Origin of the sequence: Nocardia sp. NPDC056064 (genome assembly GCF_042266925.1) — a bacterium.
GTDB lineage: Bacteria > Actinomycetota > Actinomycetes > Mycobacteriales > Mycobacteriaceae > Nocardia.
This window is the reverse complement of sequence record NZ_JBHJWO010000001.1, coordinates 124408-138293: the sequence shown is the minus strand read 5'-3', so window position 1 is coordinate 138293 and position 13886 is coordinate 124408. Positions and strand designations below refer to the sequence as shown.

The window sequence follows — 13886 nt, the reverse complement described above, 5'->3', positions numbered from 1 at the left end:
CTCACGCACTGTGTCCGGCGCCTGTGGAACGAACGCCGGACACAGTGGACCTCCGCTGTTACCTCAGGCGATCCAGCAGCCACTTGGCCGCTTCGGCGGTCACGATGCCCGTGGCGGAGGGCTCCGCGACGAACAGAACGTCATCGAAGATCGTCTCGTCGGGGGTCGCGTCTTCGCTGAGGCCCTCCACGTCGGCAACACCGGCGGTGACCTTCAGAAGGAACGGGCGCATCGGCCTGCCACCGACCTTCTCCAGCTGAGCGGATTCCTGCGTCGTCGCCGGTCCGGCACCGTTGTAGGAGAAGTAGAGGTTGGTCTGATGGTCCATACGATCGCATTCCATCTTGGCCAGTGCGTATCTGGCCGCCAGCGCACCGCGGCCGATCCCGCCGACGGTCAGCGGCTGCTGACCCGTCCGTTCGCCGATCGACCGGAACACGACCTCGAGGACACCGCTACCGGCCTTGGCCAGATCGGTGGGGTCGTGGTCGAAACCGACCACGATCAGGTCCCGTCCCCGTACCGCGAGCTGCTCGCGCAGCGCGAATTCCGGATCATCGAGCTTGCCGACGAGGGCCTCCATGTCCACCGGGCCGCCGTCGGCGACCAGAACGACCGGACGTTGCACGCCGGAACTGTGCGGAAAGACCCACGCGGTGGCACCGGAGTGCTTCCACACGGCATCGGGCTTGACAGTCATCGAACTCCTTCGATCGTAGGGAACCAACCATCGAACTGCTCGGAACGACAACCACCCGGGTACACGCACAGCCGGGCGGTCGCCAGGACCGATGATGACAGACCGACCGCACGAAAACCATTCCTTGCCAGCACTTTTCGATTGCTGGAACGGGTCGTCGGTTGTTGGCACGAATCGCCCGGTGGTCCCGCCGCCGCGGGTATCGACAAACCACCGCGGATCGGGTATTTCGCGTGCGAGATCGGGATCTGCCCTACACCTCTCCGGCCATCGCTGCCAGCGGGGCGAATACGTCCCGGACCCGCTCACGCAACCACCGGTGCTCCCCATCGGCGGCATGGCGGGGATGCCAGGCCATGGCGATCTCGACCGGGGGTACCGGCAGGAGAACCGGCACACTGACCAGGCCCAGCGACGCGAGGAGCCCGCGGTGCGCCCGCTCGCCCGCCACCCCGACCAGGTCGCTGTCGCGAACGAGGAACAGCCCGGCGGTGAAGTTGGGCGCGGAGGCGACCACCCGGCGGCGCAGCCCGAGTTCGGCGAGGGCGGCGTCGATCGGACCGGCCCGCCTGCCGCGGCGCGAGGTGCTGAGATGGTCGGCCGCGGCGAAATCGCGCACGGTCGGTGCGCCGTCCGCGAGCCGGTGTCCCGGCCGCACGATGGCGACGATCCGGTCGGCGAACAGCGGCTCGACCAGGACTTCCGGTGCGGCGCCGGTGATCTGGCCGACTTCGAGATCTACCGCACCACCACGTAGTCCGCCTTCGGTCACCGCGCCTTCGCCGAGGAACCGCAGAGAGACACCCGGTGCCGTCCGCGCGACGGCGGCGAGCAACTCACCACCGAACACGGCGACGAGCGCCTCGTCGATCTGGATCGCGAACTCGCGCACGAGAGTCGACGGTTCGATCTCGGCGACCGGGGCGAACAGCAAGCCGACCCGCTCGACGAGTTCGCGCACCTCCGACCGGATGGCCACGGCCCGCGGGGTCGGGGTCATGCTGCGTCCGGTCCGCACCAGGATCGGGTCGGCGAGAGCGATGCGGATACGTCCGAGTGTGCGGCTCATCGCCGGTCCGGACAGGTGCAGGCGCGCGGCGGCGCCGTTGACACTCCCCTCCTCGAGCAGAGCATCGAGCGCGACCAGCAGGTTGAGGTCGATGTTGGACAGCGACATTCCGGAGTGCATGAGACGCATTCATTCCTTGTGAAAGATGCAGTTGTGTGCAACTGACACCGACTCTACTTTGGATCTCCGCGGCTCGTTTCTCGCTCTGCCCCAGGAGGTCCGGCGACCATGACCCTCTCACTCCCGCGTTCGGGCATCCGCCCCACCACCGCGCTGCTGTGGCTGATCCGGGCACTGCCCGCCGTCGCCCTGGCGGTGCTGGTGCAGCAGGTACTCGCGATCGACTCGGACCGGCGGCTCGCGCTGGCCGCCGAGGCACCCGACATCGTCGGCTCGGCGGCCCTGTTCACGCTGGCCGCGACGATGGCAGTCACCCCGCTGGTCACGCTCACCGGGTGGCGCGGACACATTCCGCTACGCCGGGATCTGGGACTGTGGACCGTGGCGCTGGGCACGGTGGAGGTCGCGGTCAGCGTTCTCACCGCGAGCACGGGATGGCTCGACGCCGTCGCGGGTACCGCCTTTCTCGCCGCCGGCACGGCCGCCGTCGTTCTGGCCGTCCCGCTTGCGCTCACCTCCTACCCGGCGGCACAGCGGTTCCTCGGCCGCCAGTGGAAGGTGCTGCACCGTCTCGCACACGGCGTGGTGCTGCTGGTCATCGCCCATGTCGCCTTCCTGGGACTCGACCAGATCATCCTGGTGACAGTACTTTTCGGCCCGTCGTACCTGCTCCGGATCCCCGTGGTCCGGCGCCGGGTGGTGGCCCTGCGCCGGGAGAGGTCGACCCGATGAACCGCCGGGATCGCCGCCGCGCCCAGCGCCTGCTCGTCCTGTCGATCATCGCCGCCACGGCGCTCACCGCGGGCGCCCCCGCTGTCGTGGCGCTCGAACACCACGGCTGGAACACCTGGACCGCTCCCCCACCGGACGACGACTGACCGGGTGCCCGCCAGCGTCCCAGGTAGCCGACCACCCGGGCGACCGCGTGCAGGTCGCGCGGCATCCGGCCCCTGATCACGCGCGCCGATGCCCGCTACGAATGGTTCGGGCCGCTCGCGGGCACCGCCGGGGTGGCCTGGACGATCGTCGACATGGTCGCGAAGGGCCTCGAGGGTGGCACCACGATCAGGGCCGTGGCCGAGATCGACCCGACCCGCACTGTTCCGACCTCCCTGCTCTACGGCGCCATCAGCCATCTGCTGCTGCTCGCCTTCGGCTACGCGGCCCTGCATCTGGCCGGGTTGCCCGCGATGTTCTCCGGGTACGACTCGTCGCAGTTCTACGCCGCCAACGGGTGGGTGCGGTCGCGATGGTCAACGGCTACACCGCCGTCTGGCTCGCGGCCGGCGGCGTCATCCGGCGATCACCGGTGTCGGTGATACCACAGCGGGACAGCGTCTTTGGCTGTTTGCTCCGTACCGATTGCGTCGCTTCGCCCAGCTGGAATCCGAAACACCTTGCGCGGCTCTCGATATCGACGTGGTGGAGCACGCGTAGGACCGCTACCTCACGGCGCTCGCCGGACGCGGGCGCGTACAGTTCGCGGTGAAAGCCCGCCCGGAACCGGAAGTACTCGCCGCGTTGCTACGACGCGGGCATGGATGTCGCGTCCACCGAGGAAGTTCGCTTGGCGCTGGCGGCAGGCTGTCCACCGGAGCGGATCTCGCACAGCAATGTGATCCGCGCCGACAGCACCCGTTTCGCCGACGCGACGGTCTCCATCACCGGCACCGGCGTCGAACCGAGCTGCCAGAACCCCCACCTCCCGGCCGCCGCGGGCTACCTCGTCACCTTCCACCGGGGTTGACACAGCCCCGTGCGCGGCTTTGACTGACTTCGGAAGCCAGTTTTACCTCGTCCGACAGTGCTCTGGGAGGTAGACATGCACAGCAGACGGCTGACCGCCCGCCGCGGCGCCCTGTCGATACTGGCGCTGACCAGCGCTTTCCTACTCTGTTTGACGGCACCCCAGACCGCCTCCGGCCAGCCGAACGCGGACTCCGGTGCCACCGGCTTCACGCTCCCTTTCGCGGGCGACCCCGCCTACGAGCACGTGGCCCCCACCCAGCTGACCAGCCCGGACCAGCTCAACCAGCCACTCGGTCAGGAACGGGCCGAGTGGATCGCCGGCCAGATCGGTCTCGACCGAGCGGACGCACTGACCGACCAGCAGTACCACGACCTCACCACCGGAGGCGGCGTCGGCGGCGACCAGGCGGCCGCCGACGTGATCGTGGCCTGCGTCGAGATCCTCACCAATACGGTCGGTCGCCCCCTCTACTCCGACGTGGCGGGGCAACGCACGCCCTCGGTCCTCGCCAGTTACGGGCTGTATGTGAACCCCGGCGGACTGCTGGAGAGCCCGGCCAACGCCGACGCGCCCACCCGCCAGGTGAACACCTTGATCGCGCCCGGCGGCTTCGTCGGGAACTGGCTGCGCGACAACGGCGCGGCACACACCCTGGCCGCCCTCTACCGATCCGCCTACACCGTTCAGGCCGCGTACGGCTTCGCGGCACAACAGATCTCGGGCGCCGCCCAGCTGGTCACCAATACCAAGGGCGACGTGCGCACCGAGGTGGGCATGTCGATGGCACCGCCGCTGTGGATCGTGAACTTCGCCCTGATCTACATCCTGAACCCGGCCCTCGCCGCCGAGATGCCCGCCTACTCGACCCCGATCCCGCCACCGGTCGCCGACGCCGTCGAGGCCAGCCCCACCGGTCAGGTCCCGTTCCAGGACTTCGCGTCCTACTTCGAGTGACCCGCCATCGGCCAGTCGCCCGCAATCCCCAGGATCGCGCCGACACCACGGATCGCGGACATCACCGCGTGGAAATCATCGAATCCTTGTCCGAAGGCCTCGGTGCGGTCATCGATGCGGAAAGGGCACAGATAGGTGTGGCGACGATTCGGGTCCTGACGTGGGCGTCCGAGGGTGATGACGACCGGACCAGCTGCCGTGTGGACCGCACGCGCTCCCAGCGGTGGTCCGAACTCGCGGACGTTGGCCACCGTCCCGGAACGTCCTGATTCCTTGGTGCCGTCCGGCGATCCGACCCGATTCGATGTCTGTTCGATCTCGAGCAGCGCCGCGTAGACGGCGGCCAACCGGTCCGGGCCACGGACCTTGCGTTCCCGGCCGGAGCCGACCCGGTACGTGCAATGCCAGTCCTGTGTCGTCCGATCCTGTCGTGGATCGGCGATCTCGATGCGTAACTCTCGTTCACCGCGCTGGACGGTGCTCGTCACGACGATATCGCCCGAACCGCTGGTCATCGATCCTCCCGGCTGCCGATCGACCGAGCCAGGAACGGCCAGGAACGGGTCAGATCGTCTTCCCAATACCCCCACGAATGCGTGCCCACCGGGCGTTCGTCGAGCGTCACCGGGATGCGCAGCTCGCGCAGCCGGTCGGCGAGATTCACCGTGCAGAAACGCACCGCCGCCTCGATCGGCCCGCCGAAGGCGATCTGTACCGGCAGCGGAATCCTGCCGTCACGCACGCGCGGATCGGCCGGTGTGTCGTGGGGTGCGGCGGGGATCCCGCTGCCGGTGCTCAGGTAGATCTCGGTGCCGCGCAAACCCTCGGCGTTGACGAGCGGGTCGTTGGCGCGCCACAGCGGCCCGGTGCGTGGCCCCCACATGTTCTCGATGCTCTGCCCACCGCCCCAGGTCTCCACCGTGATGCGGACGAATTCCTGCCCGATCGGGTCCGAGGTCTGTGCGCACCCGCTGTAGGAGGCCACGCTGCGCCAGAAGCCCGGCTTGGCGATCGCGAGATTCAGTACCGAGGTTCCGCTCATCGAGACGCCGACCAGGGTCCGGTTGTCATCGGCTCGCAAGAACTCCTCGATCACCGGTGGGAGTTCCTCGTTGAGGAAGGTCTGCCACTTGTTGCGGCCGAGAACCGCGTCGTCACGCACCCAGTCGGTGTAATACGAGCTGGCTCCGCCGACCGGGGTGACGACATTGACGTCCTTGTCGCGCAAGAAGCCGACGGCATCGGTCTGCGCGTCCCATCCGCTGCCGCCGGGTCCGCCTTGGGAACCGTTCAGCAAGTACATCGTCGGCCGCGGGGTCGTGGTGTCGGCGGCGCGAATCACCTGAATCGGGATCTGCTTGTCCATGGCGGGCGAATACACCATCACGTTCTGCTGCCGACCGTCGATGTCGTCCACGGACACGATGTGCGCGGACGCGGGCTCCGCTGCCGCGATGCTCGCGGGCCCGACGATTCCGCTCGCCACCAGGAGTCCGGCCAGGGTCGCGGTGTGGATCGATCGCAGTATTCGCATGGTGGAGGTTCGCGTTGCCCCCGCGCCCGGTTTGGTCGATCCGGAAAGTCGGTTCTCCGGTGCGACACGCCTCCGATGAGCCCGGGTTCAGTAGTAGACCGGCCCCGGAACGCCACCACCGGCCGCGATGGCGTCGCCGGTGATGGCGACGCTGCGCGGCGAAGCCAGGAATGTCACCACATCGGCGACTTCACTCGCGTCGATGATCCGGTGAATCGAGTTCTTCACCAGCCGGCCTTCCAGCTCGGCCACCCCGGTGCCGTCCTGCTCGGCCTGACGAGTCAGCCGTTCGGTGAGCCGTTCGGTGCGGGTGAGTCCCGGATGCACGACGGTCACGTTCACCCCGTGCCTGCCCAACTCGTCGGCGAGATTCTTGGTCAACGCGGACACGCTCACATTGCGGATGGTCTGGCCGATCGAATTCGCCTGCCGCGCACCGAGTCCGCTGATATTGATGATCCGTCCCCACCCCTGCGCCACCAGGTGGGGTGCGACAGCGCGGGCGGTCCGCAGATACCCGAGCACCTTGATCTCGACTTCCCGGCGCACCACCTCGTCGGTCGTGGCCTGCAGATCGCCACCCGCTCCCGCGCTCCACGGCGTGGCGGCCGAGTTCACCAGAATATCCACCCCACCCAGCTCCGCGACCGCCCGCGCGACGAGTGCCCTGACCTGCTCGTCGTCGCCGGTATCGGTCGGCACCGCGATCACCCGCCGCCCCGACTGCCGGGCGATGTCCTCCGCCGCGTCGATCAACGGCTGCGCCGACCGCGCCGCGAGAACCAGATCCACCCCCTCCGCCGCGAGCCCCCGAGCAACAGCGAGCCCGATCCCCTTACTCGCCCCGGTAACGATCGCCCGTTTCCCATCCAGTCCCAAATCCACCTTCCGACGGTAACAACCAGGCCCCCACCATCACCCGGTCCCGCTCGAGCTGATCGATATCCACCCCGCTCCGACATGTTCGGATTTCATCAGCCACCGGAGCGGTGTCGTGACGTCGACCGAATGGATTGCCCGGTTCGGCTCCGGTCAGTCGAGGCAGAATTCGTTGCCTTCGATGTCTTGCATCACCAGGCACGACTCTTCGACGCCGTCGGCCAGCAGGAGTCGTACGCGGGTCGCGCCGAGTGATGTCAGGCGGGCGCATTCGGCTTCCAGGGCTGCGACGCGTTCGTCGCCGACGAGGCCGGTGCCGACGCGTACGTCGATGTGCAGGCGGTTCTTCACGACCTTCCCCTCGGGTACACGCTGGAAGAACAGGCGCGGGCCCACACCGGATGGATCGACACACGCCGAGCCCCGGTGTTCGTAGCCCAGCACCTCGGACCAGAAACGGGCGAGGCGCTCGGGTTCGGCGCAGTCGAAGGTGACTTGGATCGTTTTGGGCGAAGCCATGTATCCACCCTAAGGGTGGGGTGTCGCGCCTAGCGGGTATCGCGGCGGCCGTAGTACGGCAACGACCGGCTCGCCGAATATGCTCCGGCTGCGCCGAATTCGCTGTGTGCGCGGATGCCGGTTCGACCCGCGCGGAGCACCGCTCGACGGCCGCGCGATCAGTAGGGTGTGCCCAACTCGACACCCTCAGGAGGGCGCATCATGGCGGTCAGCACACTCGTTCTCGACGTGGCCGCGGCCGAGGGCAAGGCCGACGCCTTTCTCGCGCACCCCGACGACGGCGCCCCGCACCCCGCGGTCCTGGTGTTCGCCGACGCCTTCGGCCCGCGGCCCGCGGTCCACCGCGACGCCGAACGCCTCGCCGCCCTGGGCTTCACGGTGCTCGTGCCGAATGTGCTGTACCGCAACGGCTCCGCGCCGGTCGTCGACCTCCCCGACTTCATCGATGCCGACCGGCGCGGCCAGATCTTCGGTGCGCTGCGCCCGCTGCTGACCGCGCTCACACCCGAACTCCTCGTCGCCGACGCCGCCGCCTACCTCGGATGGCTGGCGGATTCTCCCCTGACCACGGGAAACCCGGTCGGTCTCGCCGGATACTGCCTGGGAGTCCGCAACGCGCTGCACACCGCCGCGGCCCATCCGGACCGGGTGGCCGCGGTAGCCGGTTTCCACGGCGGCCGACTCGCCACGGACGATCCCACCAGCCCACACACCGTGGTCGACAAGGTCACCGCCGAGGTCTACCTCGCGCACGCCGACGCCGACCCGGGCCTGCCACCCGAACAGATCGACCGTCTCGACGCGTCCTTCACCGCCGCGGGCACCACCTTCCGCACCGAGGTGTATCCCGGTGCCACCCACGGCTTCACCCAATCCGATACCGACGTCTACAACGCCGAGGCCGACGCCCGGCACCGGGCCGAACTGACCGCGCTGTTCACCCGCGTCCTGCGCTGAATCCCTGACCAGCGCGTAGCACGCTCCCCAGCGCGCGGGTCAGTCGAGCCGGAAATCGGCGAAGTCGAAGCCGGGCGCGACGACACAGCTCACCAGCGTGTACTCCGCACCGGCCGGACGAGCGGACTGACTCACCCCACCGGGGACCACCGCCTGCGGCCGCTGACCCCGCTCGACATCGGGTCCGAGAACGATCTCCTCGTCTCCGATACGCAGCAGCAGCGGACCACCCCGATGCCACATCCAGACCTCGTCAGAGCGCACCGTGTGGGGTGCGGACTGTTCGCCCGGCAGCAGCAGGAAATAGATCGCCGTCGCGCTCGCTCGGTGACCGGAATAACCGGGCGGCTCGAATTCCACCGCACTACGCCAGGTTTCGCGGAACCAGCCACCTTCCGGGTGCGGCTGGAGATCCAATTCCGCGGCCAGCTCGGGACGGTCGTCGCTCATGAAGCCACAGTACTGAACGGATCAGGGGCGTCGAGCCTCGATCAGATGGCGAGTGGAGTGGGCGATGAAGGGACCGTCGGACTGGATGAGGTCGTGCAGGTCACGCAGCCGATCCCGGTATTTCTCGACGCTGAAACCCGGCACCCACCAGATCACCTTGCGCAGCAGGTAGACCGCCGCGGCGACGTCGTTGATCTCGATGCGCAGCCGCGCCGTGCGCAGATCGACGATCCGCAACCCCGCCGCGACCGCCGCGGCGGCCTCGTCCTCGGGGTGCCGTCCCCGACGCGCCGCCGGCTGCGGTCCGAGAAAGAACTCGATCAGCTCGAACGCGCTCGCGGGCCCGACGTGCTGCGCGAAGTAGGTGCCACCGTGACGCAGCACCCGCGTGATCTCCTCCCACCAGATCGTGGCCGGATGCCTGCTGGTGACCAGGTCGAACGCCTCGTCACCGAACGGCAGGGGCGGTTCGTCCGGGTCGGCGACGACGACCACTCCGCGCGGATGCAGCAACCGGGTCGCCCGCGCGACATTGGGCGGCCACGACTCGGTAGCCACCGCCGTCGCCGGAAACGACGGAGCCTCGGCCAACACCTCGCCGCCCCCGGTCTGGATATCCAGCGACGCGCTCGCCGCACTCAGCCGTCCGGCGAGCAGCCGCCCATAACCCCAATCGGGCCGCTGTTCGGTAGCCCTCCCGTCCAGCCAGGAGAAATCCCACCCGGACACATCCGCGGACGCACCCGCCTCGATCAGCTCGTCGAACAACCCAGTCATCCCCTGATCGTCGCTCAACATGAGCTACCTCGCGGTCTCGTCGTGATTTCAGCAAGCGATCCGGACCACTACCAGGGCAACGGCACCCACCGATCGAACAACCAGAATCCGTGCTGCCCCGCCCCGTGATCCCGACCCGGATCCTGCTGCTGAGCATGGCCCGGACGCTGCTGCTCGGGCCCGTCGTGCGGCTGCGCACTCGCCGCCCCCGCACCGAGCCCGATCAGGGCCGCGGCGACCCCACCGGCAACAGCCACCTTCGCGGTAGTCGACTTCACGACATTCATACAGCTCTCCTTCGAATCCGGCCGATGAGTCATCTCGCTCACCAGGGCGTTCACTCTCGACATCACCCATGGTCACGGCCTTTCCTCCAAGCCAACTCAAGCCCCGCTGAGAATGCCCTGGCAGCCGCGACGCACGTCCGAATCCCCCCGATGCCCCAGAATTCAGGGGCGCCCGAAGCCGGCAACCCCTCCGTATTCTTCCGCCATGACCCTCACCACCCGCACCGCCACCGCAGCCCTCGCGATCACCGCCGCCCTCCTCACCACCGCGGCCCCCGCCACCGCCGAATCCTCCCTCACCCCCGGCGACCTCGCCGCCGCCACCGGCTCCTCCGCCCTCCAGTCCCTCTTCACCGCAATCGGCTGCTACGTAGGCGCCAACAACTGCGGCTCGATCGTCATCCCGAAATAGCCCCTCACCGCCGTCACCTCACCCCCAGTCGGCTGGACTCGACACACTGAACTCATGACAGCCGAACTGCGATCCCTCACCGTGCACGTCGACACCGGCCGTTGGAGCGCAACGACTCTCACCGACGTCAGCCTGCATGTTCCGGCCGCACAGATCACCGCCCTGCTCGGCGGCCCCGGCGCCGGCAAGACGATGATCGCCTACGCCCTCACCGGCCGTCTGCCCGTGACCGCGCAAACCACCGGCGAGATACTGATCGAACGAACCGTCGGCTACATCCCCCAAGACGGAATCGACGCCTTCGCACCCGACCGCACCGTCGGCGAGCAACTCCGCGCGCTGGAACAACCCGGCGCATGGACCGTCACCCGAGCCTGCGCCGCCGCCTGCTACCCGACGGCAACCCTCGAACGGCTCCCGCGACACCACTCGGCAGGACAAATTCAACGCGCAGCACTCGCCGCCGCCCTCCTCACCACCCCAACCGTCCTGATCGCAGACAACCCGACAGCCTCCTTGGACCGGGGCACCGCGTCCTACGTGTGGAAATCGCTACGCGAATACGCCGACACCGGAGCGGCTCTGCTCGTGATCACCAACGACATCCCCATGCTCACCACCACCGGTTACGCCGATCAGCTCGCGATCCTCGACGAGGGCCGAATCCTCGCGACAGGCACGATGAACGAGCTGTCCACCTCCACCGACCCCCGAGTCTCGACCTACTTCCGCCCAGCCCTCTGACACCCCGAGAAACCCCCATCTACCAGCCGATTAGTACCTACGCCGACAGGTGCGGTAATCTTTCCGAGCACCCGGCAACGGGGGCAAGAACGGGCTGTGGCGCAGCTTGGTAGCGCACCTGACTGGGGGTCAGGTGGTCGCAGGTTCAAATCCTGTCAGCCCGACCATGCAAAAACCCTCTCTGACCTCGGTCGGAGAGGGTTTTTGTCATTCGCCTACCACCCGTAGAGCGGGACCAGAACGGGACCGGAGATGGCTGGATAGCTTGTCACCGGCCTCGGTGACTTCCCGCCGATCCGGATGGATGTACCGCTCGGTCGTTCGACTGTCGGCGTGCCCGGCGATCTTCTGGAGTACGTGCAGACTCACCCCGGCGTCAGCCATCCAGGTCAGTCCGGTGTGCCGGAGATCGTGGCGGCGGAGATGGTCGTAACCCAGCGAGGCAACCACGTCGTCCCAGTGGGTTGCATCGCGCAGGACACCTGTGGCGATACGTCCACCACGGGGACCGACGAACAGACGAGCATCTTTGTCTGTCTCGCCCACGGCTTCGATGCGCTCGCGAACCAACTGTCGAACTTCTTCGATCAGCGGAACGTATCGGCGCCGGTTCCCTTTCGTGCCCTTGTCATCGAGTCCGCCGGGACCGGGCGTGGTCTGTCGACGGACAGTCCAGGTCCAGGTTTCGGTGTCGATATCACCGACACGGCAGCCCGACACCTCTCCGATACGCGAGGCTGTGCATGCTGCGAAGGTCACCACGTCACCCCAACCCTGGTATCCGTCAGCCGACCGCGCAACCAGCGCATTCGACAGCGTGACCAGCGACGACCAGTCCGCAAGCGCGAGCGATCGCGGGTCGTCGAGTTCGTCTTCGATCTGGGTGTAGAGCTTCTGCCAGCCGCGGATCTGGGCCGGGTTGTCCGGTCGCAGTCCGTCACGTTTCGCCTGTTCCATGACCCGGACCAGAACGGCAAGGGTGTTCTTGACGCTGGACTTCCCGGTCCCGTTGGAGATCCAGCTCACCACCGCACGGTCGATCGCGCCGTTGGTGATCATCCCTATCGGGATGTGGCCGAGAGTGGGGACGACGCGCATACGCCAGCCGCATCCGTACGGGTCGGTGGTCTTCTTCTCCAGCCCCCGAAGTGCCAAATCCATGTTGGCGTTCCCGTATTCGGCCAGCGACAAGGTTGCGGTCTTCGGGTCGATACCCTGCATGGCGAGCTGCCTCATGCGAGCAATCCATGCTTCTGCCTGTTCGTAAGTCTCGAACGGTTCGGTGACCGAGGGCCGCTTTTTCGTCTGAGGATCGGTCCAGCGCACCCGCGCGCGAAACGGACGCTTTCCGTAGTCGCTGCGTTCCTCGATATCGGCTGAAAGCTTCACTCCTACAGGCAAATTTACGCGCTGTTCGGTCATCACGCCGCCTCCGCCGGATCGGTCCGCAGACCCTGCAACCACGTCTCCACGTCCGCGGCGCTGTACTTCACGACGCGGGGTGAGACACGGACATACGCGGGACCGCACGGCGGGTTTGCGGTGCGCCACCGACGGAGACTGGAACTGTCGATCCCCAGCACCGACGCAAGTTCGGCGGTCGTGTACCACCGACCGTCTACCAATCGCGGGTTCATCGATCCACCTTCCTATGCTGCTGACTGCTGAACGAATTCCGCTGTGCCTGGCAGGTTCTCGGCGAGGGCTAGGCGGGCGTTGTTGTACTCCGCGCGCCATTTCGAGCGGGCCGAGACCAGGGCGATCACGAGGTGTTCACGCGGTGGTGCGTCTTTGTCGCCGGGGGGACCGGGTACACGCGCAGGTGCGAGGTGTCGGGTTTGACGATCCCGGCGGCGGCGAGCTGTTGCCGAACGAACTCGGCGCGTTCGGCCTTGTGATCCGGGAGGGTCTTGCCGGTCCACTTCTTCGACACCAGCACTCGGCGACCGGGCAGGCCGAGGGTGTCGCGGCGGTGTGCCTTGCCCTTGCAGCGACCGGGTTGGGTCTTCTCGCTGGCGCCCTTGGGCACGATCCCGTACCGCAGCCAGACACCGCAGCGCGGGGAGCACGGGGTCACGCACAGTTCGGCGTGGAGCCGGTCGTAATGCTCGGCGACGCGTCGTGAGCCGGGTTCGAGTAGTTCCCCGACGCTCTTGGTGAGGTATTTGGTCAGGTAGCGCACCCGGTGTTCGGCCTTGTCGGTGCCACCGAGAACCTGAATCGGCTTGGACTGCTTACCGAAGCGGACCACGTGGGCGGGTTCGAGTTCGTCGACCGAGTCCATCACCGCGAGCGCGTCGTCCCAGGACGGCAGGGCATCGCCGGTGTCGGGGTCGCAGAAAGTGCCAGCCGAAAACAAGGGCGTCATCCTCACCGTCGACCCCGTCTACCAGGCACCGGCCTACATCCTCAACGAGAACCGCGGCCACTGGATCGAGGGAATCTGGTACTCCAACCTGACATTCCGAGACGTCCACTACTACGACTGGCCCGACGAGGCCGAGAAGGAACACCAGGAGGAGTGGTCCGACGGCTCGTGCGTCGAGTGCGGCTGGTACCGCGAAACCGACGCCATCCATTGCCTGTACTGCGGACGCTGCCGCCGCTGCGACAAAGGCTATCCTGCTTGCGACTGCACCGGATTCACCGACGACGACCGTTACGCTGACCTAACAGGCATCGAAACCGGCTGATCCACCGACCCAGGCGAGGGTGAACCCGCTTTGCTGCGCTC

At 67.5% G+C, this 13886-nt stretch carries 21 protein-coding genes and 1 tRNA gene; 10 read left to right on the top strand and 12 right to left on the bottom strand.

What is annotated here, in order from left to right:
- Positions 1-58: 58 nt before the first annotated feature.
- Complete coding sequence (locus ACFC06_RS00695; RefSeq protein ID WP_375926078.1) at positions 59-700, bottom strand: hypothetical protein; 642 nt, start codon at positions 698-700, stop codon at positions 59-61.
- Between the two features lie 253 nt (positions 701-953).
- Complete coding sequence (locus ACFC06_RS00690; protein ID WP_375926075.1) at positions 954-1898, bottom strand: LysR substrate-binding domain-containing protein; 945 nt, start codon at positions 1896-1898, stop codon at positions 954-956.
- Between the two features lie 99 nt (positions 1899-1997).
- Here ACFC06_RS00690 and ACFC06_RS00685 point away from each other — a divergent pair, with 99 nt between their 5' ends.
- From ACFC06_RS00685 to ACFC06_RS00665, 5 genes are all read left to right on the top strand, one after another.
- Entirely contained in the window at positions 1998-2621 is a 624-nt protein-coding gene (locus ACFC06_RS00685; RefSeq protein ID WP_375926072.1) for a ferric reductase-like transmembrane domain-containing protein, read from the top strand.
- Positions 2618-2767 (top strand): hypothetical protein, encoded by a 150-nt coding sequence (locus tag ACFC06_RS00680; RefSeq protein WP_375926070.1) that lies wholly within the window; start codon positions 2618-2620, stop codon positions 2765-2767. Before ACFC06_RS00685 ends, ACFC06_RS00680 begins: the two co-directional genes overlap by 4 nt.
- Positions 2768-2920: 153 nt before the next feature.
- On the top strand, positions 2921-3208 hold the full coding sequence (locus ACFC06_RS00675) for a hypothetical protein (RefSeq protein ID WP_375926067.1): 288 nt from the start codon (positions 2921-2923) through the stop codon (positions 3206-3208).
- A gap of 218 nt (positions 3209-3426) precedes the next feature.
- Positions 3427-3636, top strand: coding sequence for a hypothetical protein (locus ACFC06_RS00670; RefSeq protein WP_375926064.1), 210 nt, complete (start codon positions 3427-3429; stop codon positions 3634-3636).
- Positions 3637-3711: 75 nt separating this feature from the next.
- Entirely contained in the window at positions 3712-4593 is an 882-nt protein-coding gene (locus ACFC06_RS00665; RefSeq protein WP_375926061.1) for a hypothetical protein, read from the top strand.
- Here ACFC06_RS00665 and ACFC06_RS00660 read toward each other — a convergent pair.
- The 4 genes from ACFC06_RS00660 to ACFC06_RS00645 form a co-directional block, all read right to left on the bottom strand.
- Positions 4581-5108 (bottom strand): hypothetical protein, encoded by a 528-nt coding sequence (locus ACFC06_RS00660; protein ID WP_375926058.1) that lies wholly within the window; start codon positions 5106-5108, stop codon positions 4581-4583. The genes ACFC06_RS00665 and ACFC06_RS00660 overlap by 13 nt on opposite strands.
- Positions 5105-6127, bottom strand: a complete 1023-nt coding sequence (locus ACFC06_RS00655; protein WP_375926055.1) for an alpha/beta hydrolase — start codon at positions 6125-6127, stop codon at positions 5105-5107. The genes ACFC06_RS00660 and ACFC06_RS00655 overlap by 4 nt, the downstream gene beginning before the upstream one ends.
- Before the next feature lie 87 nt (positions 6128-6214).
- Positions 6215-7012: an SDR family NAD(P)-dependent oxidoreductase gene (locus tag ACFC06_RS00650; RefSeq protein ID WP_375926052.1), complete on the bottom strand. Its 798-nt coding sequence runs from the start codon at positions 7010-7012 to the stop codon at positions 6215-6217.
- A 147-nt stretch (positions 7013-7159) separates the two neighbouring features.
- On the bottom strand, positions 7160-7525 hold the full coding sequence (locus tag ACFC06_RS00645; RefSeq protein ID WP_375926049.1) for a VOC family protein: 366 nt from the start codon (positions 7523-7525) through the stop codon (positions 7160-7162).
- Between the two features lie 201 nt (positions 7526-7726).
- On the opposite strand from ACFC06_RS00645, the gene ACFC06_RS00640 reads away from it, so the two are divergent.
- Positions 7727-8482, top strand: a complete 756-nt coding sequence (locus tag ACFC06_RS00640) for a dienelactone hydrolase family protein (RefSeq protein ID WP_375926046.1) — start codon at positions 7727-7729, stop codon at positions 8480-8482.
- Between the two features lie 39 nt (positions 8483-8521).
- Here the strand turns inward: ACFC06_RS00640 and ACFC06_RS00635 are convergent, their stop codons facing one another.
- From ACFC06_RS00635 to ACFC06_RS00625, 3 genes are all read right to left on the bottom strand, one after another.
- A complete protein-coding gene (locus ACFC06_RS00635; RefSeq protein ID WP_375926043.1) occupies positions 8522-8932 on the bottom strand; it encodes a cupin domain-containing protein in 411 nt (136 codons plus the stop codon).
- A gap of 21 nt (positions 8933-8953) precedes the next feature.
- Positions 8954-9709, bottom strand: coding sequence for a class I SAM-dependent methyltransferase (locus ACFC06_RS00630; protein WP_375926040.1), 756 nt, complete (start codon positions 9707-9709; stop codon positions 8954-8956).
- 68 nt (positions 9710-9777) lie between these two features.
- Positions 9778-9996: a hypothetical protein gene (locus tag ACFC06_RS00625; RefSeq protein ID WP_375926037.1), complete on the bottom strand. Its 219-nt coding sequence runs from the start codon at positions 9994-9996 to the stop codon at positions 9778-9780.
- Positions 9997-10201: 205 nt separating this feature from the next.
- On the opposite strand from ACFC06_RS00625, the gene ACFC06_RS00620 reads away from it, so the two are divergent.
- From ACFC06_RS00620 to ACFC06_RS00610, 3 genes are all read left to right on the top strand, one after another.
- A complete protein-coding gene (locus ACFC06_RS00620; RefSeq protein ID WP_375926034.1) occupies positions 10202-10408 on the top strand; it encodes a hypothetical protein in 207 nt (68 codons plus the stop codon).
- A gap of 54 nt (positions 10409-10462) precedes the next feature.
- Positions 10463-11152, top strand: a complete 690-nt coding sequence (locus tag ACFC06_RS00615; protein WP_375926031.1) for an ATP-binding cassette domain-containing protein — start codon at positions 10463-10465, stop codon at positions 11150-11152.
- Positions 11153-11242: 90 nt separating this feature from the next.
- Positions 11243-11319 (top strand) — tRNA-Pro (locus ACFC06_RS00610).
- 40 nt (positions 11320-11359) lie between these two features.
- On the opposite strand, the gene xerC is transcribed toward ACFC06_RS00610, so the two are convergent.
- The 3 genes from xerC to ACFC06_RS00595 all read right to left on the bottom strand — a co-directional run bounded on the left by xerC (position 11360) and on the right by ACFC06_RS00595 (position 13511).
- Positions 11360-12574: a tyrosine recombinase XerC gene (xerC, locus tag ACFC06_RS00605; protein ID WP_375926028.1), complete on the bottom strand. Its 1215-nt coding sequence runs from the start codon at positions 12572-12574 to the stop codon at positions 11360-11362.
- Positions 12574-12789, bottom strand: coding sequence for a helix-turn-helix transcriptional regulator (locus ACFC06_RS00600; RefSeq protein ID WP_375926025.1), 216 nt, complete (start codon positions 12787-12789; stop codon positions 12574-12576). Before ACFC06_RS00600 ends, xerC begins: the two co-directional genes overlap by 1 nt.
- A 125-nt stretch (positions 12790-12914) precedes the next feature.
- Entirely contained in the window at positions 12915-13511 is a 597-nt protein-coding gene (locus ACFC06_RS00595) for a replication initiator (RefSeq protein ID WP_375926022.1), read from the bottom strand.
- Between ACFC06_RS00595 and ACFC06_RS00590 the strand changes: the two genes are divergently transcribed.
- Positions 13495-13845, top strand: a complete 351-nt coding sequence (locus ACFC06_RS00590) for a hypothetical protein (protein ID WP_375926019.1) — start codon at positions 13495-13497, stop codon at positions 13843-13845. The genes ACFC06_RS00595 and ACFC06_RS00590 overlap by 17 nt on opposite strands.
- The last annotated feature ends 41 nt before the right edge of the window (positions 13846-13886 follow it).

Coding starts and splice junctions, on each gene's coding strand:
- ACFC06_RS00675 (WP_375926067.1), top strand. CDS start 2,921: ATGGTCGCGAAGGGCCTCGAGGGTGGCACCACGATCAGGGCCGTGGCC.
- ACFC06_RS00690 (WP_375926075.1), bottom strand. CDS start 1,898: ATGCGTCTCATGCACTCCGGAATGTCGCTGTCCAACATCGACCTCAAC.
- ACFC06_RS00665 (WP_375926061.1), top strand. CDS start 3,712: ATGCACAGCAGACGGCTGACCGCCCGCCGCGGCGCCCTGTCGATACTG.
- ACFC06_RS00640 (WP_375926046.1), top strand. CDS start 7,727: ATGGCGGTCAGCACACTCGTTCTCGACGTGGCCGCGGCCGAGGGCAAG.
- ACFC06_RS00695 (WP_375926078.1), bottom strand. CDS start 700: ATGACTGTCAAGCCCGATGCCGTGTGGAAGCACTCCGGTGCCACCGCG.
- xerC (WP_375926028.1), bottom strand. CDS start 12,574: ATGACCGAACAGCGCGTAAATTTGCCTGTAGGAGTGAAGCTTTCAGCC.
- ACFC06_RS00635 (WP_375926043.1), bottom strand. CDS start 8,932: ATGAGCGACGACCGTCCCGAGCTGGCCGCGGAATTGGATCTCCAGCCG.
- ACFC06_RS00660 (WP_375926058.1), bottom strand. CDS start 5,108: ATGACCAGCGGTTCGGGCGATATCGTCGTGACGAGCACCGTCCAGCGC.
- ACFC06_RS00655 (WP_375926055.1), bottom strand. CDS start 6,127: ATGCGAATACTGCGATCGATCCACACCGCGACCCTGGCCGGACTCCTG.
- ACFC06_RS00685 (WP_375926072.1), top strand. CDS start 1,998: ATGACCCTCTCACTCCCGCGTTCGGGCATCCGCCCCACCACCGCGCTG.
- ACFC06_RS00680 (WP_375926070.1), top strand. CDS start 2,618: ATGAACCGCCGGGATCGCCGCCGCGCCCAGCGCCTGCTCGTCCTGTCG.
- ACFC06_RS00600 (WP_375926025.1), bottom strand. CDS start 12,789: ATGAACCCGCGATTGGTAGACGGTCGGTGGTACACGACCGCCGAACTT.
- ACFC06_RS00630 (WP_375926040.1), bottom strand. CDS start 9,709: ATGACTGGGTTGTTCGACGAGCTGATCGAGGCGGGTGCGTCCGCGGAT.
- ACFC06_RS00620 (WP_375926034.1), top strand. CDS start 10,202: ATGACCCTCACCACCCGCACCGCCACCGCAGCCCTCGCGATCACCGCC.
- ACFC06_RS00645 (WP_375926049.1), bottom strand. CDS start 7,525: ATGGCTTCGCCCAAAACGATCCAAGTCACCTTCGACTGCGCCGAACCC.
- ACFC06_RS00670 (WP_375926064.1), top strand. CDS start 3,427: ATGGATGTCGCGTCCACCGAGGAAGTTCGCTTGGCGCTGGCGGCAGGC.
- ACFC06_RS00625 (WP_375926037.1), bottom strand. CDS start 9,996: ATGAATGTCGTGAAGTCGACTACCGCGAAGGTGGCTGTTGCCGGTGGG.
- ACFC06_RS00615 (WP_375926031.1), top strand. CDS start 10,463: ATGACAGCCGAACTGCGATCCCTCACCGTGCACGTCGACACCGGCCGT.